The organism is Longispora urticae, from assembly GCF_053902585.1.
Map to the genome: position 1 here is coordinate 33,333 of NZ_JAQZSH010000007.1, position 15,234 is coordinate 48,566.

Annotated in this window: 14 protein-coding genes; 10 read left to right on the top strand and 4 right to left on the bottom strand. The window is 70.6% G+C overall.

All coding sequences use genetic code 11. The annotated features are described in order from the left end of the window. Positions 1-2 precede the first annotated feature (2 nt). On the bottom strand, positions 3-1,010 hold the full coding sequence (locus tag PT931_RS03145) for an AAA family ATPase (RefSeq protein ID WP_456244187.1): 1,008 nt from the start codon (positions 1,008-1,010) through the stop codon (positions 3-5). Between the two features lie 113 nt (positions 1,011-1,123). Then, positions 1,124-1,552 carry a MarR family winged helix-turn-helix transcriptional regulator gene (locus PT931_RS03150; protein WP_363728448.1) on the bottom strand — a complete coding sequence of 143 codons (429 nt, stop codon included), beginning with the start codon at positions 1,550-1,552 and terminating at the stop codon, positions 1,124-1,126. 45 nt (positions 1,553-1,597) lie between these two features. Here PT931_RS03150 and PT931_RS03155 point away from each other — a divergent pair, with 45 nt between their 5' ends. The 6 genes from PT931_RS03155 (at position 1,598) to leuS (ending at position 9,265) form a co-directional block, all read left to right on the top strand. Continuing rightward, the gene (locus PT931_RS03155; RefSeq protein WP_456244188.1) at positions 1,598-2,707 is read left to right on the top strand and encodes a substrate-binding domain-containing protein; all 1,110 of its coding nucleotides are present in this window, start codon (positions 1,598-1,600) and stop codon (positions 2,705-2,707) included. Positions 2,708-2,751: 44 nt separating this feature from the next. Beyond that, positions 2,752-4,149 carry an APC family permease gene (locus PT931_RS03160; protein ID WP_456244189.1) on the top strand — a complete coding sequence of 466 codons (1,398 nt, stop codon included), beginning with the start codon at positions 2,752-2,754 and terminating at the stop codon, positions 4,147-4,149. Continuing rightward, positions 4,146-5,144 carry an acetamidase/formamidase family protein gene (locus tag PT931_RS03165; RefSeq protein WP_456244190.1) on the top strand — a complete coding sequence of 333 codons (999 nt, stop codon included), beginning with the start codon at positions 4,146-4,148 and terminating at the stop codon, positions 5,142-5,144. Before PT931_RS03160 ends, PT931_RS03165 begins: the two co-directional genes overlap by 4 nt. A gap of 2 nt (positions 5,145-5,146) precedes the next feature. After that, the gene (locus tag PT931_RS03170; protein WP_456244191.1) at positions 5,147-5,764 is read left to right on the top strand and encodes a GOLPH3/VPS74 family protein; all 618 of its coding nucleotides are present in this window, start codon (positions 5,147-5,149) and stop codon (positions 5,762-5,764) included. A 10-nt stretch (positions 5,765-5,774) separates the two neighbouring features. Beyond that, positions 5,775-6,209, top strand: coding sequence for a GNAT family N-acetyltransferase (locus PT931_RS03175; RefSeq protein ID WP_456244192.1), 435 nt, complete (start codon positions 5,775-5,777; stop codon positions 6,207-6,209). A 236-nt stretch (positions 6,210-6,445) separates the two neighbouring features. Then, a complete protein-coding gene (gene leuS / locus PT931_RS03180) occupies positions 6,446-9,265 on the top strand; it encodes a leucine--tRNA ligase (RefSeq protein ID WP_456244193.1) in 2,820 nt (939 codons plus the stop codon). 131 nt (positions 9,266-9,396) lie between these two features. On the opposite strand, the gene PT931_RS03185 is transcribed toward leuS, so the two are convergent. Both PT931_RS03185 and PT931_RS03190 read right to left on the bottom strand, forming a co-directional pair. Next, complete coding sequence (locus PT931_RS03185; RefSeq protein WP_456244194.1) at positions 9,397-10,101, bottom strand: type 1 glutamine amidotransferase; 705 nt, start codon at positions 10,099-10,101, stop codon at positions 9,397-9,399. Then, complete coding sequence (locus PT931_RS03190) at positions 10,091-11,335, bottom strand: Mur ligase family protein (RefSeq protein WP_363728457.1); 1,245 nt, start codon at positions 11,333-11,335, stop codon at positions 10,091-10,093. Before PT931_RS03190 ends, PT931_RS03185 begins: the two co-directional genes overlap by 11 nt. Positions 11,336-11,389: 54 nt before the next feature. Between PT931_RS03190 and PT931_RS03195 the strand changes: the two genes are divergently transcribed. The 4 genes from PT931_RS03195 (at position 11,390) to PT931_RS03210 (ending at position 15,231) form a co-directional block, all read left to right on the top strand. Continuing rightward, on the top strand, positions 11,390-12,631 hold the full coding sequence (locus tag PT931_RS03195; protein ID WP_456244195.1) for an MFS transporter: 1,242 nt from the start codon (positions 11,390-11,392) through the stop codon (positions 12,629-12,631). A gap of 243 nt (positions 12,632-12,874) precedes the next feature. Further along, positions 12,875-13,306, top strand: a complete 432-nt coding sequence (gene mraZ, locus PT931_RS03200; RefSeq protein WP_363728459.1) for a division/cell wall cluster transcriptional repressor MraZ — start codon at positions 12,875-12,877, stop codon at positions 13,304-13,306. A 160-nt stretch (positions 13,307-13,466) separates the two neighbouring features. Further along, positions 13,467-14,561 carry a 16S rRNA (cytosine(1402)-N(4))-methyltransferase RsmH gene (rsmH, locus tag PT931_RS03205; protein WP_363728460.1) on the top strand — a complete coding sequence of 365 codons (1,095 nt, stop codon included), beginning with the start codon at positions 13,467-13,469 and terminating at the stop codon, positions 14,559-14,561. A gap of 28 nt (positions 14,562-14,589) precedes the next feature. Then, the gene (locus tag PT931_RS03210; protein WP_456244196.1) at positions 14,590-15,231 is read left to right on the top strand and encodes a hypothetical protein; all 642 of its coding nucleotides are present in this window, start codon (positions 14,590-14,592) and stop codon (positions 15,229-15,231) included. Positions 15,232-15,234: the final 3 nt, after the last annotated feature.

A 15,234-nucleotide genomic window follows, 5' to 3' on the forward strand; every position in this document is an offset into this window, starting at 1 on the left:
CGCTATCGCCGCCTGGAGTTGTGCTGGTCGTTGGTCGGGATCTGCAGCTTGTGCAGGATGTCGGACACGATCGCGTCGGTGGTGCGGCGGGCCAGCTGCGCCTCCGCGGTCGGGATGAGCCGGTGCGCGAGGACGGGCACGGCGAGCGCCTGCAGGTCGTCGGGGAGGACGAAGTCGCGGCCCTCGAGCGAGGCGACGGCGCGCGCGGTGCGCAGCAGCTGGAGGGTGGACCGGGGGCTCGCGCCGAGCCGCAGGTCGGGGGCCTCGCGGGTCGCGGTGACCAGGTCGACCGCGTACTGCTTGATGCTGTCGGCCACGTACACCTGGCGGACGGTGTGGATCAGCCGGCGGATCATGTTCGCGTCGGTGACGGCGCGCAGCTCGTCCAGCGGGTCGGACGCGCCGTGGTGGTCGAGCATCGCGAGCTCGGCGCCCGGCGCCGGGTACCCCATGGCGAGCCGCGCGGTGAACCGGTCGCGCTGGGCCTCGGGCAGCGGATAGGTGCCCTCCATCTCGATGGGGTTCTGCGTCGCGATCACCATGAACGGCGTCTGGAGGTAGTAGGTCGTCCCGTCGACGGTGACCTGCCGCTCCTCCATGCACTCCAGCAGCGCGGACTGCGTCTTCGGCGAGGCCCGGTTGATCTCGTCGCCGACGACCAGGTTGGCGAACACGGCCCCGGGCTTGAACTCGAAGTCGTGGTTTTCCTGGTTGTAGACGCTGACGCCGGTCACGTCGCTGGGCAGCAGGTCCGGGGTGAACTGGATCCGGCGCACCGAGCAGTCGATCGACCGTGCGAGGGCCTTTGCGAGCTTTGTCTTGCCGACGCCGGGTACGTCCTCGATGAGGAGGTGCCCTTCGGCGAGGAGGACGGCGAGTGCCAGCCGGACGATGGCCGTCTTGCCCTCGATCACCTGCTCGATGTTGGCGACGATCGCGGAGGTCGCCTCCTTCAGCTCATCCGCTCCCAGGGGCGGTCCGAGCTCGTCGGCGGTGCGCGGTGTTGTCACCAGGGGCCTCCTCATTCAGTTCAGGAACGGACTGAATTTTTTCAGCTTGAAGGGTTGATGGTGCCGGCGGAACGGCATCAGTTCGGTTACCGTCCGGGCACGGGGAACGGAGCCTACTCGATCATCCTGACCAATGCGACGAGGTCGTGCATCAGCCGTTCGGTCCGCTCCGGACCAAGCGCCCGTTCCATCGCTCTGTGTTGGGACGCCGCACGCCTTTTGGCGCGATCGAGCAGAGCGGACCCCTGATCGGACAGGTACACCACGACCCGGCGTCTGTCCGTCGGATCCTGGTGCCGGTAGACCAGTGCGGAGTCGACGAGCCGATCGACCGCCTTCGTCAGCGTCGGGTGCGGCATCAGCACGGTCTCGGCCAGCTCGCCCATGGGCTGACCTGGGTTTTCGGCCAGGGCACTGAGAATGCGCCACTGTTCCACGGTAATACCGGACTCGGCCAGTGCCGCCGAGAGTTCGCGGTTCGCGGCCCGTTCCGCCGCGCTCAGGGCGTAGGCCAGGTGTGTGCGCAAGTCACTCGCTGGCATGGGTCGCCCCTTTCCCTCACGGTCTGTGCAGACGATACTCGGCTGGTGCGCCCGGATGTGACCATCGTCAGTGACCTGTTGGAAGCCCGACTGTTGGCGCCGGAACCGCACGAGGCGGTCCGGGTCGCGTTGGTCATCCCGCTGTCCGGAACGCTCGGCATGGTCGGCCCCGCGGCGGTCAACTGCGCGACCCTCGCGGTCGCCGAGCTCAACGCCGGGGCCGGCATCCTGGGCCGCCCGGTGGAGCTGGTCCTGGTGGACGGCGGGCGGTCCCCGGCCGAGGTGACCGCCGACGTGATGGGCCTGGTCGAGGCGGGCGCGGTGCGGGCGCTGGTCGGTTCGCACGCCAGCGACGTCCGGATCGCGCTGACCAGGGCGCTCGGCGGCCGACTGCCGTTCGTCTACACCCCGCCGTACGAGGGCGGCGAGCACACCCCCGGCGTCTACCTGTCGGGCGAGACCCCCGAGCGCCAGCTGCTGCCGGTGCTCCGCTGGTTCGCCGAGGTCAGGGGCAGGCGGCGCTGGGCGCTGGTCGGCAACGACTACGTCTGGCCGCGCCGGCTGCACGGTGCGGCCACCCGGTACCTGAAGGACTGCGGCGCCGAGGTGGTCACCGAGCGTCACGCGCCCCGGGGGCTGACGGATCCGGCCCCCTTGTTGCACGCGATCGCCGCGTCCCGGGCCGACGCGGTGCTGCTGACCCTGGTGGGCGCGGACCTGACGCTGTTCAACCGGGCGTTCGCGGCGAGCCCGCTGGCCGGCCGGGTGGTCCGGCTGTGCGCGGCGCTGGAGGAGAACGGCCTGCTGGGCGCGGGTGGCGACGACACGGGTGAGCTGTACGCGTCGATGGGTTTCTTCGCCTCGATGGCCACGGAGGCGTGCCTGGACTTCACGGACCGGTACACCGGGAGCTTCGGCACCCCGGCCCCGATCCTCAACGGGCACGCCGAGGGTCTGTACGGCGGTCTCCGGTTGCTGGCGGCACTCGCGGACCGTGCCCGTTCGCTGCATTCGGCTGAGATTGACGTCACATCGGATGGTGTGTCCATTATGGCGGGGCGGGGAATGCTCACCGTGACACATCGTCATGTGGCGCAGTCCGTGCACCTCGCACGGGCTGACGGACTTTCGTTCGACGTCCTCAGAAGTTTCTAGGGAAACCTTTTCTCTTTTAAGTAACGGGACTACTCTGCCGCGTTATGACTACCCAGCAACAGGGGCAATCCCTCGAACAGTTCGGTTACCCCCAGGAGCTCAGACGGTCGCTGAGCTTTACCGATCTGTTGTTCTACGGGCTCATCTTCATGGTCCCGATCGCGCCGTTCGCCATTTTCGGCCAGGTTTACCAGGCTTCAGGTGGCATGGTCGCTCTCGCCTATCTCATCGGCGCCATCGCGATGATGTTCACCGCGTTGTCGTACGCGCAGATGTCGAAGGCCTTCCCCATGGCCGGCTCCGTCTACACGTACGCGGGCCGCGGGATCGGCGCGCCGGTCGGCTTCCTCGCCGGTTGGGCGATCCTGCTCGACTACATCCTGGTGCCGGGTCTGCTCTACCTGGTGGCCTCGATCGCCATGAACGCCACGATCTCGGCCATTCCGGTCTGGGCCTGGCTGATCGTGTTCGTCGCGGTGAACACCGCCGTGAACTACCTGGGCATCAAGCTCACCGCCACGGTCACCAAGGTGCTGCTCATCGGTGAGCTCATCGTTCTGGCGATCTTCCTGGTGATCGGCTTCGTCGCCCTGGCCCAGGGTAAGGGCAACGGCCGCACGTTCAGCGCGCTGTTCGACAGCGGCGAGTTCTCGTGGCCGCTGATCTTCGGCGCCGTCTCGGTGGCCGCGCTGTCCTTCCTCGGCTTCGACGGCATCGCGATGCTGTCCGAGGAGAACAAGGGCAACGAGCGCCAGATCGGCCGTTCGATGATCGCGGCGCTGGCGCTGGCCGGCCTGCTGTTCTTCGTCCAGACCTGGGTGGCCTCGCTGTTCGTGACCGACCCGGCCGCGCTGCTCAAGAACGGCGACGCCGACGGGGTGGCCTTCTACGGCGCCGCCGAGGTCGCCGGCGGCCACTGGCTGGCCGTGCTGACCGCCGTCACCACCGCCATCGCGTGGGGCTTCGCCGACTCCCTCGTCGCGCAGGTCGCCACGTCCCGCCTGATCTTCGCCATGGCCCGGGACAAGCAGCTCCCGTCGTTCCTGGCCAGGATCAACGTCCGGCGCGGGGTACCGGGCAACGCGATCCTGCTGGTCAGCGCGATCTCGCTGGCGCTGGGCCTGTTCATGAGCACCCGGCCCGCCGGCATCGCCGACCTCTCCTCGATGATCAACTTCGGTGCGATGTTCGCGTTCCTGGTCCTGCACGTCGCGGTGATCTGGCACTTCCTCATCAAGAAGAAGAGCAAGAACTACCTGAGCCACCTGGTACTGCCGCTGATCGGCTTCGGCATCCTCGCCTACGTCGTCTACAACGCGCGGGTCGCCGCGACCCGCCTCGGCTTCGCGTGGATCCTGCTCGGAGTGATTATCCTCATCGGCCTGTACGTCTTCGGCCGCCGGCCGAAGCTCTCCGGTCTCAGCGGTGAGGACAAGTCTTGAACCTCGTGACCTACCGGCCCACGCCGGAGGACTACGCGTACACGTTCGGCGGCCGGGCCCCCGTGGCCCGGCTCCGGGCCGGTGACGCGCTGTCCGTCTACACCGAGGACTGCTTCGGGGGGAAGGTGCTCGGCTTCGACGACCTCCCCTCCCAGGTGTGCGAGTTCCCGTACCTGAACCCGGTCACCGGGCCGTTCCACGTGGAGGGCGCGGAGCCCGGCGACACGCTCGCCGTGCACTTCGTGTCCATCACCCCGGCCCGGGACCGGGCCGTGTCCACCACGTTCCCGCACTTCGGGGCGCTGACCTCGACCTCGCACACCCCGACGCTGCAACCAGCCCTGGAAGAACGCATCTGGGTGTACGAGCTGGACGTCGCGAAGGGGATCGCGCGCTACTCGGCCCGCAACTCCGACTACACCGTCGACCTGCCGCTCGACCCGATGCACGGCACGGTCGGGGTGGCCCCGGCCGCGTTCGAGTCCCGGATGACGATCACCCCGGACGCGCACGGCGGGAACATGGACAGCCCCGAGCTGCGGGCCGGCGTCACCGCGTACTTCGGGGTGAACGTCCCCGGCGCGCTGTTCGCCCTCGGCGACGGGCACGCCCGGCAGGGGCACGGCGAGGTGTGCGGCACGGCCGTGGAGTCGGCGATGAACACGGTCGTCGTCGTGGACGTGATCAAGGGGCACGCCACCCCGTGGCCGCGCTTCGAGTCCGACGCCGCGATCATGGCCACCGGGTCGGCGCGCCCGCTGGAGGACGCGTACCGGATCAGCCAGCACGACCTGGTCACCTGGGTCAGCGGGCTGACCGGCCTGGACACCCTCGACGCGTACCAGCTCGTCAGCCAGGCGGGCGAGGCCCCGGTCGGCAATGTCTGCGACCCGAACTACACAATGGTGGCCAAGATCGACAAGTCCGTCTTGCGGGGGGCGCTCCCGTACGACGGGGTGCACGACAGACTCCGGGCTGCTGCTGCGAGGATCTGAACGTGCCCCTTGGCGATGATCTCTACCTGCTGGCCCACTCCAGCGAAGGCAAACCGTACATCCACATGCCCTCGCTGAGTGTCGGCCTGGCCACTGCCGTCCTGATCGACCTCATGCTCGCCGGCCGGATCGGCGTCAGCGAGGGCAAGGTGATCGGCTACGAACGCCGACCCACCGGCCTGGCTGTCGCCGACAGCGCGCTGGGTGCGATCTTCTCGGTGGCCAACCATCCGCCGAACTACTGGCTGCGGGCCATCGCCTCGGACAGTCACGACCGGATCTCCGGCGCGCTCACGGCCGCGGGTCTGCTCCGCAAGGTGCAGACCCGCAGGCTGGGCCTCGTGCCGGTCACCCGGATCCAGCCCGTCGACCCCGAGCTGGCGGTCCGGGTCCGGGCCCGGCTGCGCTACGCCCTGCGCGGCCAGGACGAGGTCCCGGTCGCCGACGCGGCCCTGTGCGCCGTCGTCGGGATCCTCGGCCTGGAGAGCCGGGTGTTCCTCGACGGCCTGCCCGCCGGCCACCTCGCCGCCGTGTCCGCCGCGCTGCACCCGATGCTCCGGGCGATCCTGTCCGCCGCCGAGCACGAGATAGCGCAGGCGGCGATGTCGGCGTACCGCTAGGTTGGTGCGGGTGGAAGCGTACGAGCTCGACGACGACCCCGCCCGGATCGACCGCGACGCGGCCTGGGCGTTCCTCTCCCAGCACGCGTACTGGGGCACCTGGCGCACCCGCGACGTCCTGGACCGCCAGCTCGACCGGGCCTGGCGCGTCGTCGGGGCCTACGAGCGGGAGTCGGGCCGGATGGTCGGCTTCGGCCGGGCGACCTCGGACGGGGAGTCGATCGCCATCCTGAACGACGTCTACGTGGAGCACGCGCACCGTGGGTCCGGGCTGGGGCGGGCGCTGGTGGAGCTGATGATCGACGGCGGGCCCGGGGCCCAGTTCCGGTGGATGCTGCACACCGCGGACATGCACCCGCTGTACGCCAAGCTGGGCTTCGCGGCCCCGGACCACACGTACATGGAGCGCCCCGCGGCCCCGGAGTTCCGGATCGCCCCGCGGTGACCCGTCCGGCCGGCGGCGGCGAGGCCCGCCGGACCGCCCCCGCCCGACGGTGCCGGGCCCCGGTCGCGCCCTCGGGGTATGATGCCTCCATGACCGGGTTCTTCCTGCTCCTTATCGAGCCGTGCTGACGGGTCCAACCAGCACGGCGCCCCCTCCTGTGTGAGGGGTTTTTTCATGCCTGAAGCCCGGGGACCGGGCGTGACGACGAGTCCGACCGAACACCACAGGTGGAGACAATGAGCGAGACAGACACCCCGGCATTCCGGTACACGGCCGCGATGGCCCAGGACATCGAGCTGCGCTGGCAGGAGACCTGGGCGGTGGACGGCACCTTCCACGCGCCGAACCCGACCGGTGAGCTGGCCGACCCGGGCCATCCGCGCGCGGACGCCCCGAAGCTGTTCGTGATGGACATGTTCCCGTTCCCGTCGGGCGCGGGCCTGCACGTCGGGCACCCGCTGGGCTACATCGCCACGGACGCGTACTCGCGGTTCCAGCGGATGGCCGGCTTCAACGTGCTGCACCCGATGGGCTTCGACTCGTTCGGGCTGCCGACGGAGCAGTACGCGGTGCAGACCGGTACCCATCCCAAGATCACGACCGAGAAGAACATCATCCGGTACCGGCAGCAGCTGCGCCGCCTGGGCCTGGGCTACGACGAGCGTCGCACGTTCGCGACCACCGACCCGGAGTACTACCGCTGGACCCAGTGGATCTTCCTGAAGTGCTTCACCTCCTGGTACGACCCGGAGCAGGACAGGGCGCGCCCGATCGACACCCTGGTCGAGAAGCTGTCCGCCGAGCCCGGCTGGGCGGAGAAGTCGGCGGGGGACCGGCGCCGGGCGATCGACGCGCACCGGCTGGCCTACATCTCCGAGGCCCCGGTCAACTGGTGCCCCGGCCTGGGCACGGTGCTGTCCAACGAGGAGATCACCTCCGACGGCCGCTCCGAGCGGGGCAACTTCCCGGTCTTCAAGCGCAACCTGAAGCAGTGGATGATGCGGATCACCGCGTACGGGGACCGGCTGCTGGCCGACCTGGAGACCCTGGACTGGCCCGAGTCGGTGAAGACGATGCAGCGCACCTGGATCGGCCGGTCCACGGGCGCGCACGTCGACTTCGCCTCCCCGGCGGGGGACATCCGGGTGTTCACCACCCGCCCGGACACCCTGTTCGGCGCGACGTACATGGTGCTGGCCCCCGAGCACGCGCTGGTCGACGCGCTGGTCCCGGACGCGTGGCCGGCCGGCGCCAGCGAGCGGTGGACCGGCGGGCACGCGACCCCGGCGGCGGCCGTCGCCGCGTACCGGAAGTTCGCCTCCACGAAGAGCGACCTGGAGCGGCAGACCGAGGGCAAGGACAAGACCGGCGTCTTCACGGGCGCGTTCGGCGTGAACCCGGTGAACGGCGCCGAGGTGCCGATCTTCATCGCGGACTACGTGCTGGCCGGCTACGGCACCGGCGCGATCATGGCCGTGCCCGCCCAGGACACCCGGGACTGGGAGTTCGCCGAGGCGTTCGACCTGCCGATCGTGCGCACGGTGCAGCCGCCGGCCGACTGGGAGAGCGGCCCGTTCACCGGCGACGGCGTGGCGGTCAACAGCGCGACTCCGGAGGGCTTCACGGGCGGCCCGGCGATCAGCCTGGACGGCCTGGCCGTCGCCGAGGCCAAGGCGAGGATCATCGACTGGCTGGAGGAGACCGGGCGCGGGGTCGGCGCGACCACGTTCCGGCTGCGTGACTGGCTGTTCAGCCGCCAGCGGTACTGGGGCGAGCCCTTCCCGATCGTGTACGACGAGGACGGCTTCGCGCACGCGGTACCCGACTCGATGCTGCCCGTCGTCCTGCCCGACATCGACGACTTCTCGCCGAAGACCTACGACTCCGACGACGCGAACAGCTCGCCGGAGCCGCCGCTGGGCCGGGCCACCGACTGGATCACGGTCGAGCTGGACCTGGGCGACGGGGTGCGGACGTACACCCGCGAGACGAACACCATGCCCAACTGGGCCGGTTCGTGCTGGTACGAGATGCGCTACCTGGACCCGGCCAACGCCGAGGCGTTCGTCGGCGCGGACAACGAGAAGTACTGGATGGGCCCGCGCGCGGACGGCGACCCGGGCGGCGCCGACCTGTACGTCGGCGGCGTCGAGCACGCCGTCCTGCACCTGCTGTACGCCCGGTTCTGGCAGAAGGTCGTCCACGACCTGGGCTACGTGTCCGCCAAGGAGCCGTTCCGCAGGCTGTTCAACCAGGGCTACGTGGACGCCTACGTGTTCCGGGACAGCCGCGAGTTCCCGGTCGAGGCGTCCGAGGTGACCGAGCGCGACGGGAAGTACTTCTTCGAGGGCGAGGAGGTCAAGCGCAGCTACGGCAAGATGGGCAAGTCCCTGAAGAACGTGGTGACCCCCGACGCGATGTGCGAGGAGTACGGCGCGGACACCTTCCGGGTGTACGAGATGTCGATGGGCCCGCTGGACGTCAACCGCCCGTGGGAGACCCGGGCCGTGGTCGGCGCGCAGCGGTTCCTGCAGCGGGTGTGGCGGCTGGTGATCGACGAGGAGACCGGCGCGGTCCGGGTCGGCGACGAACCGGCCGACGAGGAGACCCGCAGGCTGCTGCACAGGACGGTCGACGGCGTCCGGGGCGACGCGGCCGAGCTGCGCTTCAACACCGCGATCGCCAAGCTGATCGGCCTGACCAACCACGTCACCGGGCTGGCCGTCCCGCCGCGCGAGGTCGTGGAGCCGCTGGTCCTGATGGTGTCGCCGTTCGCGCCGCACCTGGCCGAGGAGCTGTGGTCCCGGCTGGGCCACGACGGTGGGCTGTCCTACGTGGACTTCCCGGTCGCCGACCCGGCCATGCTGGTCGCCGACACGGTGACGTACCCGGTGCAGGTCAACGGCAAGGTCCGGGGTCGGATCGAGGTCGCGGCGGACCTGCCCGAGGCCGAGGTCCAGGCGGCGGCGCTGGCCGAGATCGCGGGCACCCTGGACGGCAAGACCCCGAAGAAGGTCATCGTCGTCAAGGGCCGGATGGTCTCGGTCGTCGTCTGACGCCCGCACGTGTGGTGCCGTCACCCCGGACTCCGGGGCGGCGGCACCCGCCACGTGACGGTCCGGGTGGCGCTGGCGGTCGCCGGGGAGCACGGAGAGCCCCGCGGGCCCTCCGGACCCGGAAAGGGGATCTAGCCCAGCGCCGCCAGGCGTTCCCCGCGCAGCTTCGTCGGCCACTCGTCCTGCAACGGCGGCAGCTGCTGGCCGACCACCCAGGACAGCAGCAGGTCCGCGAGCGCGGGGTTGCGGGCCAGCGCCGGACCGTGCAGGTACGTGCCGATCATCCGGCCCGACCACACGCCCTCGGTGGCCCCGTCGTTGCCGACCCCGTGCCGCACCGCAGCCAGCGGGCGGACATTCGGCCCCAGATGGGTACGCCCGCCGTGGTTCTCGAACCCGGTCAGCGGCGGCAGCCCCAGCTCCGGGGTGACGTCGCCGGCCAGCTCGCCGACCGCGCGGGTCTCGCCCCGGTCCGAGGACAGGTCGATCAGCCCGAGGCCCTGGTACCGCTCGCCGTTGCCGTAGAAGCTCGTGCCCAGCAGCTGGTACCCCGCGCAGACGGAGAAGATCGCCGCGCCCCGGCTGACCGCGCGGTGCAGGCCGCCGTCGGCGCGCAGCTTCTCCGCCGCGAGCACCTGGGGCCGGTCCTCGCCGCCGCCGAGCAGGTAGATGTCCGCGCTGTCGGGCAGCGGCTGGTCGTAGTGCACGCCGATCCCCTCGACCGGCAGGCCGCGACGTCGGGCACGCTGCTCGAGGATGAGCAGGTTGCCCCGGTCGCCGTACGTGGAGAGCAGGTCCGGGTACACCCAGACGATGCGGATGGCCTCAGTTGACACGGTCAAGCTCCGCCCGGATGTCCTGGAACGCGGTGTAGTTGGCGATCACTTCGAGTCGCCCGTTGCCGGTACGCGCCAGAGCGGTCCCGAAGTTCGGCACGTGCTCGAACGGCACCTCGTTGATGTCGAGCCGCACGCACAGGTCGTACGCCCGGTCCCCGCTGACCAGCACGTGCCGGCCCCGCAGCGGCGAGAAGTCGACGTCGTACAGCCAGGAGGTGTCCAGCCCGTCGGGGTCCCGCGCGTTGATCGCGAGCAGCACCGGACAGCCCGGCTCGACCATGTCGAGGGCCTCCAGCCAGCCGGCCGGGTTCTTCGCGAGCAGCAGCCGGATCACGTGGTCGCCCTTGACCACCGTCGCGTACCGCCCGGCGATGGAGGCCACCTGCGCGATCCGGGGCAGCGCCTGGGTGGGGGACACCCCGAACCGGGCCGCCACCGCCAGCGCCGTGGCCGCGTTGGCCTTGTTCACCCGGCCGGGGAGCTGGAGCGTCACCTCGTACCGGTTGCCGTCGGGGGCCAGGACCGCGTCCGTGTCGTCGAGCGACCAGGTCGGGGTCGGCCGGCGCAGCTGGCAGCCGGGGCACGCCCAGTGCACGCCCTCGCGGTCGAGGTGCCGGCCGCAGTTCGGGCAGACGAACGAGTCCTCCTGCCAGCGCTGGCCGGCGGCGACCCAGGTCACCTCGCGGCTGGTGGACGCCGCCCACACGATCATCGGGTCGTCGCAGTTGGCCACGATGTGCGTGTGCACGCCGTCGAGCGCCTTCCGCCACGCCTCGGCCATCATGCCGACCTCCATCGCGCGGTCGAGCTGGTCGCGGGACAGGTTGAGCAGGGCCACCACCCGGGGCGTGGTCTGCGGCAGCACCCCGCGCAGGTAGTGCTCGTCGACCTCCAGCACCGCGTACGGCGCGCCGACCGACTGGGCCAGCGCGGTGGTGTGCCCGGTGGGCATGTTCGCGCCGAAGCTGTTCGTGGCGACGTCGCCGAGGACGCCCAGCGCCGCGGCGACGAACCGGGTGGTGGTGGTCTTCCCGTTCGTCCCGCTGACGAGGGCGACCTCGCGCCCGCGGGCCAGCAGGGCCAGCAACTGGGGCTCGACCTTCAGGCCGACCCGGCCGCCGATGACGGACCCGTCACCCCGGCCGGTGGCCCGCGACAGGGCGGCCGCGCTCTTCAGCAGCGTCGTGGCCAGCTTGGCTCTCAGCGGAAGGGGAACCGGTTCGGTGTTCACCCGCCCAGAGTAATCGGGTTGCGCGGCGGCGGATCAACCCGGAGGGTGACCACCGTGCGTGAACTCCTGGCGAACCGACGCTTCATGATCTTCTGGCTGGGCCAGGCGGTCAGTGTGCTCGGCGACGGGATGACCCCGATCGCGATGGCCGCGCTGGTCCTGCAGCACCACGGCCCGTCCGGCTTCGGCATCGCCCTGGCCTGCTACTCCCTCGGCTACGGCGTCCCGATGCTCCTCGGCGGGGTGATCGCCGACCGGTACTCGCGGACCGCCGTGATGGCCGTCGCCGACGTGGTCCGGCTCGGCGTCGTCGTCGGCTACGTCGTGCTCGCCGGCCGGGCCCCGCTCGCCGCCCTGGGCGCGCTGTCCGCGCTCGGCGGCTTCGGCGCGGCCCTCTACACCCCGGCGTTCCGCGCCTCGCTCGCCCAGATCCTGCCGCCCGAACAGCTCCGGCAGGCCAACGCGTTGCAGGGCATCGCCAACAAGGGCGCGTTCGCGGTGGGCGGCGCGCTCGCCGGGGTCCTGGTGGCCACGGTCGGCGCCCGGTGGGCGTTCGCGGTCGACGGCGCCACGTTCGCCGTGTCGATCGTCACGTTGCTGGCGATCCCGCTGCCCCGGGTGGCCCGGTCCGAGGCGGCCCAGGGCGTGTTCCGCGAGGCGGTGGAGGGGATCCGCGCGGTCTGGAAGCGGCCGTGGGTGGCCGTGATCATGGCCCAGGGCACCGTGCAGGTCGTCATCGGTTTCGCCCCGTTCACGGTGCTGCTGCCGATCGTCGCGCTGGACCGCTACGGCGCCAGCGGCTACGGCACGCTCGCCTTCTTCCAGGGGGTCGGCAGCATCCTGGGCGGGCTGCTCATCCTCCGGTACCGGCCGAGGCGCCCCGGGGTCACCGGGATGCACGCGCTCGCGCTGTTCGCGCCGATGTGCCTGTTCCTGGCGGTGCCGGTACCCCTCTGGGCCTATGTTCTCGCGCAGTTGCTCGGCGCCGCCGGCATCTCGGTCTTCTTCGCGCTGTGGACCGTGGCGTTGCAGCGGGAGTTCCCCGCGGAGCTCCAGGGCCGGGTGTTCTCCCTCGACTCGCTGCTGACGTTCGTCCTCAACCCGGTCGGGCTCGCGGTCACCCCGGTCCTGATGGGCCTCGTCGGGATCCCGGCCCTCGCGGTCGGCTCGGCGGCGGCGATCGTCGTCTGCTCCTACGCGGTCCTCTTCGTGCCGGGCGTTCCGGGCTTCCGAACCCCTCCACATCCCTCCACCGATGGATTGACAGCCGCCCGCGAGGAGTCTCGAACCGGCTGAAATCCAGTGAATTCTGAGGGTTTGTGAAGGCGCGACACGCTGTCGATTAGCCGACCGCAACCGGCGGAAGCGTTCTGCCCTCCACCTCCCTCCACCCCCTCTGACCTGCGTGTTTACCCCCTCTTCAGGATCGATGTACGCCGTTTCGCCGTTGCAGGTGGAGGGAAGTGGAGTATGGTGGAGCGCATTGGTGGGGTCGGGAGGCCCTGCTGACCGCTCCATCCGGGGGGAGGGAGATGTCGGATGTTTCTCGGCACTCACACCCCGAGGCTGGACGAAAAGGGTCGGCTGATCCTCCCGGCGAAGTTTCGCGACGAGCTCGCTGGAGGTCTGGTGATCACGAAAGGGCAGGAACGCTGCCTCTACGTGTTTCCGATGGCCGAGTTCCGGCGGATCGCGGAGCAACTGCACGAGACGCCTATGACGCACAAGGCGGCTCGCGCGTACAGCCGGGTGTTCTTCGCCAGCGCCCACGACGAGGTGCCCGACAAGCAAGGTCGGGTCACCGTCCCGGTCCACCTGCGGGGTTACGCGGGCCTGGACAGGGAACTCGTCGTGATCGGGGCCAGCAGCCGGGTCGAGATCTGGGACGCCACAGCGTGGACGTCCTACCTCGAGGACAGCGAGGACGATTTCGCTGACATCGAGGAGGGGGTGTTGCCCGGGGGGCTGTAGCCACGCGGGCTGGGGCGGTGCCGCTCCCGGGACACACCGGGGCGCGTCGCGAGCTCCGTGGATATGCGGTGACCGTGCCGCGAGATTGCCTGGCGCCACTTCCCCGGCGCCAGGAAATCTCGCGGCACGGAGCCGCTGAGGACAGGGTTAGGGGGGCGAGATGAAGGACAAGTCAACGCGACGTCGGCCCGGGGGGGTCCCGGCGGAGCACACACCGGGTACGCACGTGCCAGTCCTCCTCGACCGGATCCTGGGCCTGCTCACCCCGGCGTTGGAGGACCGCGACGCGGTCTGCGTGGACGCCACGCTCGGTCTCGGTGGGCACACCGAGGCCCTGCTCACGACTTTTCCGCGGCTGACCGTCGTGGGGCTCGACCGGGACCCGGAGGCGCTGCGGCGTTCCGGTGAGCGCCTGGCCGGCTTCGGCGACCGGTTCCGCCCGGTGCACGCGGTGTACGACGAGTTCACCGACGTCCTCGCCCGGCTCGGCTACGAGCGGGTGGACGGCGTGCTCTTCGATCTCGGCGTGTCCTCCCTGCAGCTGGACGAGGCCGCCCGCGGCTTCGCCTACGCGCAGGACGCGCCGTTGGACATGCGGATGGACCCGACCCGGGGCCGTACCGCAGAGGACATCGTCAACGACTACTCAGCCAAGGAGCTGAGTCGCATCCTCCGCGTCTACGGCGAGGAGAAGTTCGCATCCAGGGTTGCCGCCGCGATTGTTCGCGAGCGGGACCGTGAGCGACTGACCTCGTCGTCCCGCCTGGCCGAACTGGTGCGCGAGTCGATTCCGGCCGCGGCACGTCGGACAGGTGGGCACCCTGCGAAAAGGACCTTCCAGGCCCTTCGCATCGAGGTCAACGAGGAGTTGTCCGCACTGGAGACGGCTATGCCGGCGGCGCTGGAAGCGCTTGCCGTCGGCGGTCGGATAGCCGTGCTGGCGTACCACTCACTGGAGGACCGCATCGTCAAGCGAGAGCTGACGAAGCGCGCCCGCTCGACGAGTCCGCTCGACCTCCCGGTCGAGCTGCCCGAGGGCGCGGCGGAACTCCGGCTCATCACCCGGGGCGCGGAGCCGCCCACCGAGGCCGAGATCGCGAGCAATCCGCGGTCGGCCTCGGCGAAGCTCCGCGGCGCGGAACGCATACGTGAATCGGCGGCACGACGCACCGAGGCCACCAGAGCCGAGGGACGTCGTACCCACATGCCAACGCGGAGCCCCGGGGGGCGGTTCCGCGAAGGGGAGGAACAATGACCCACGCCGAGCGTCGCGAGGTGGTCCGATGACCGCCACAGCGCGCAACATCCCGTCCGAAGACGACTTCACCGGTACGTCCACCCGTCGCCCGACCCGGGCCGGGGTCTCGGCCCAGGGCGGGTCGGCCCCGGCGCGCCGGGGCGACCGCAAGCTGACCCTGGTCACCGACGCCGACTTCGACTTCGAGCCCGTGGCTCCGAAGCGCCAGAAGAAGGCCGAGGTGATCGGTCGGGTCGACGTCGACCCGGTCACCGTCGGCACCGCCGCGCTCAAGCCCGAACGACTGCCGGAGGAGACCCCGGCGGCCAGCCGGACCCGGGCCGAGGCGCTGCGCCTGGCGCCGCCGGCCCCGGTGACGGTCGCGCGGATGCCGTTCGTGGTGCTCACGCTCGTCCTGATCGTGGGCGGCATCGTGGGCCTGCTGCTGCTGAACACGCAGATCAACCAGGACGCCTTCAAGCTCACCGAGCTGCAGAAGCGCCAGGCGGAGCTGCAGACGGCGGAGCAGCAGCTCAACAAGGAGCTGGCGGACCGGGAGGCCCCGGGTTACCTGGCCGCCGAGGCCGCCCGCCAGGGCATGGTGCCGGCAGGCACGCCCGCGTACATCACTCTGCCCGACGGCCGGATCCTCGGCGTTCCGCAGCCGGCAGGGCAGCCGAGGAGGTAGCAC

Coding starts and splice junctions, on each gene's coding strand:
- PT931_RS03150 (WP_363728448.1), bottom strand. CDS start 1,552: ATGCCAGCGAGTGACTTGCGCACACACCTGGCCTACGCCCTGAGCGCG.
- PT931_RS03160 (WP_456244189.1), top strand. CDS start 2,752: ATGACTACCCAGCAACAGGGGCAATCCCTCGAACAGTTCGGTTACCCC.
- leuS (WP_456244193.1), top strand. CDS start 6,446: ATGAGCGAGACAGACACCCCGGCATTCCGGTACACGGCCGCGATGGCC.
- mraZ (WP_363728459.1), top strand. CDS start 12,875: ATGTTTCTCGGCACTCACACCCCGAGGCTGGACGAAAAGGGTCGGCTG.
- rsmH (WP_363728460.1), top strand. CDS start 13,467: ATGAAGGACAAGTCAACGCGACGTCGGCCCGGGGGGGTCCCGGCGGAG.
- PT931_RS03210 (WP_456244196.1), top strand. CDS start 14,590: ATGACCGCCACAGCGCGCAACATCCCGTCCGAAGACGACTTCACCGGT.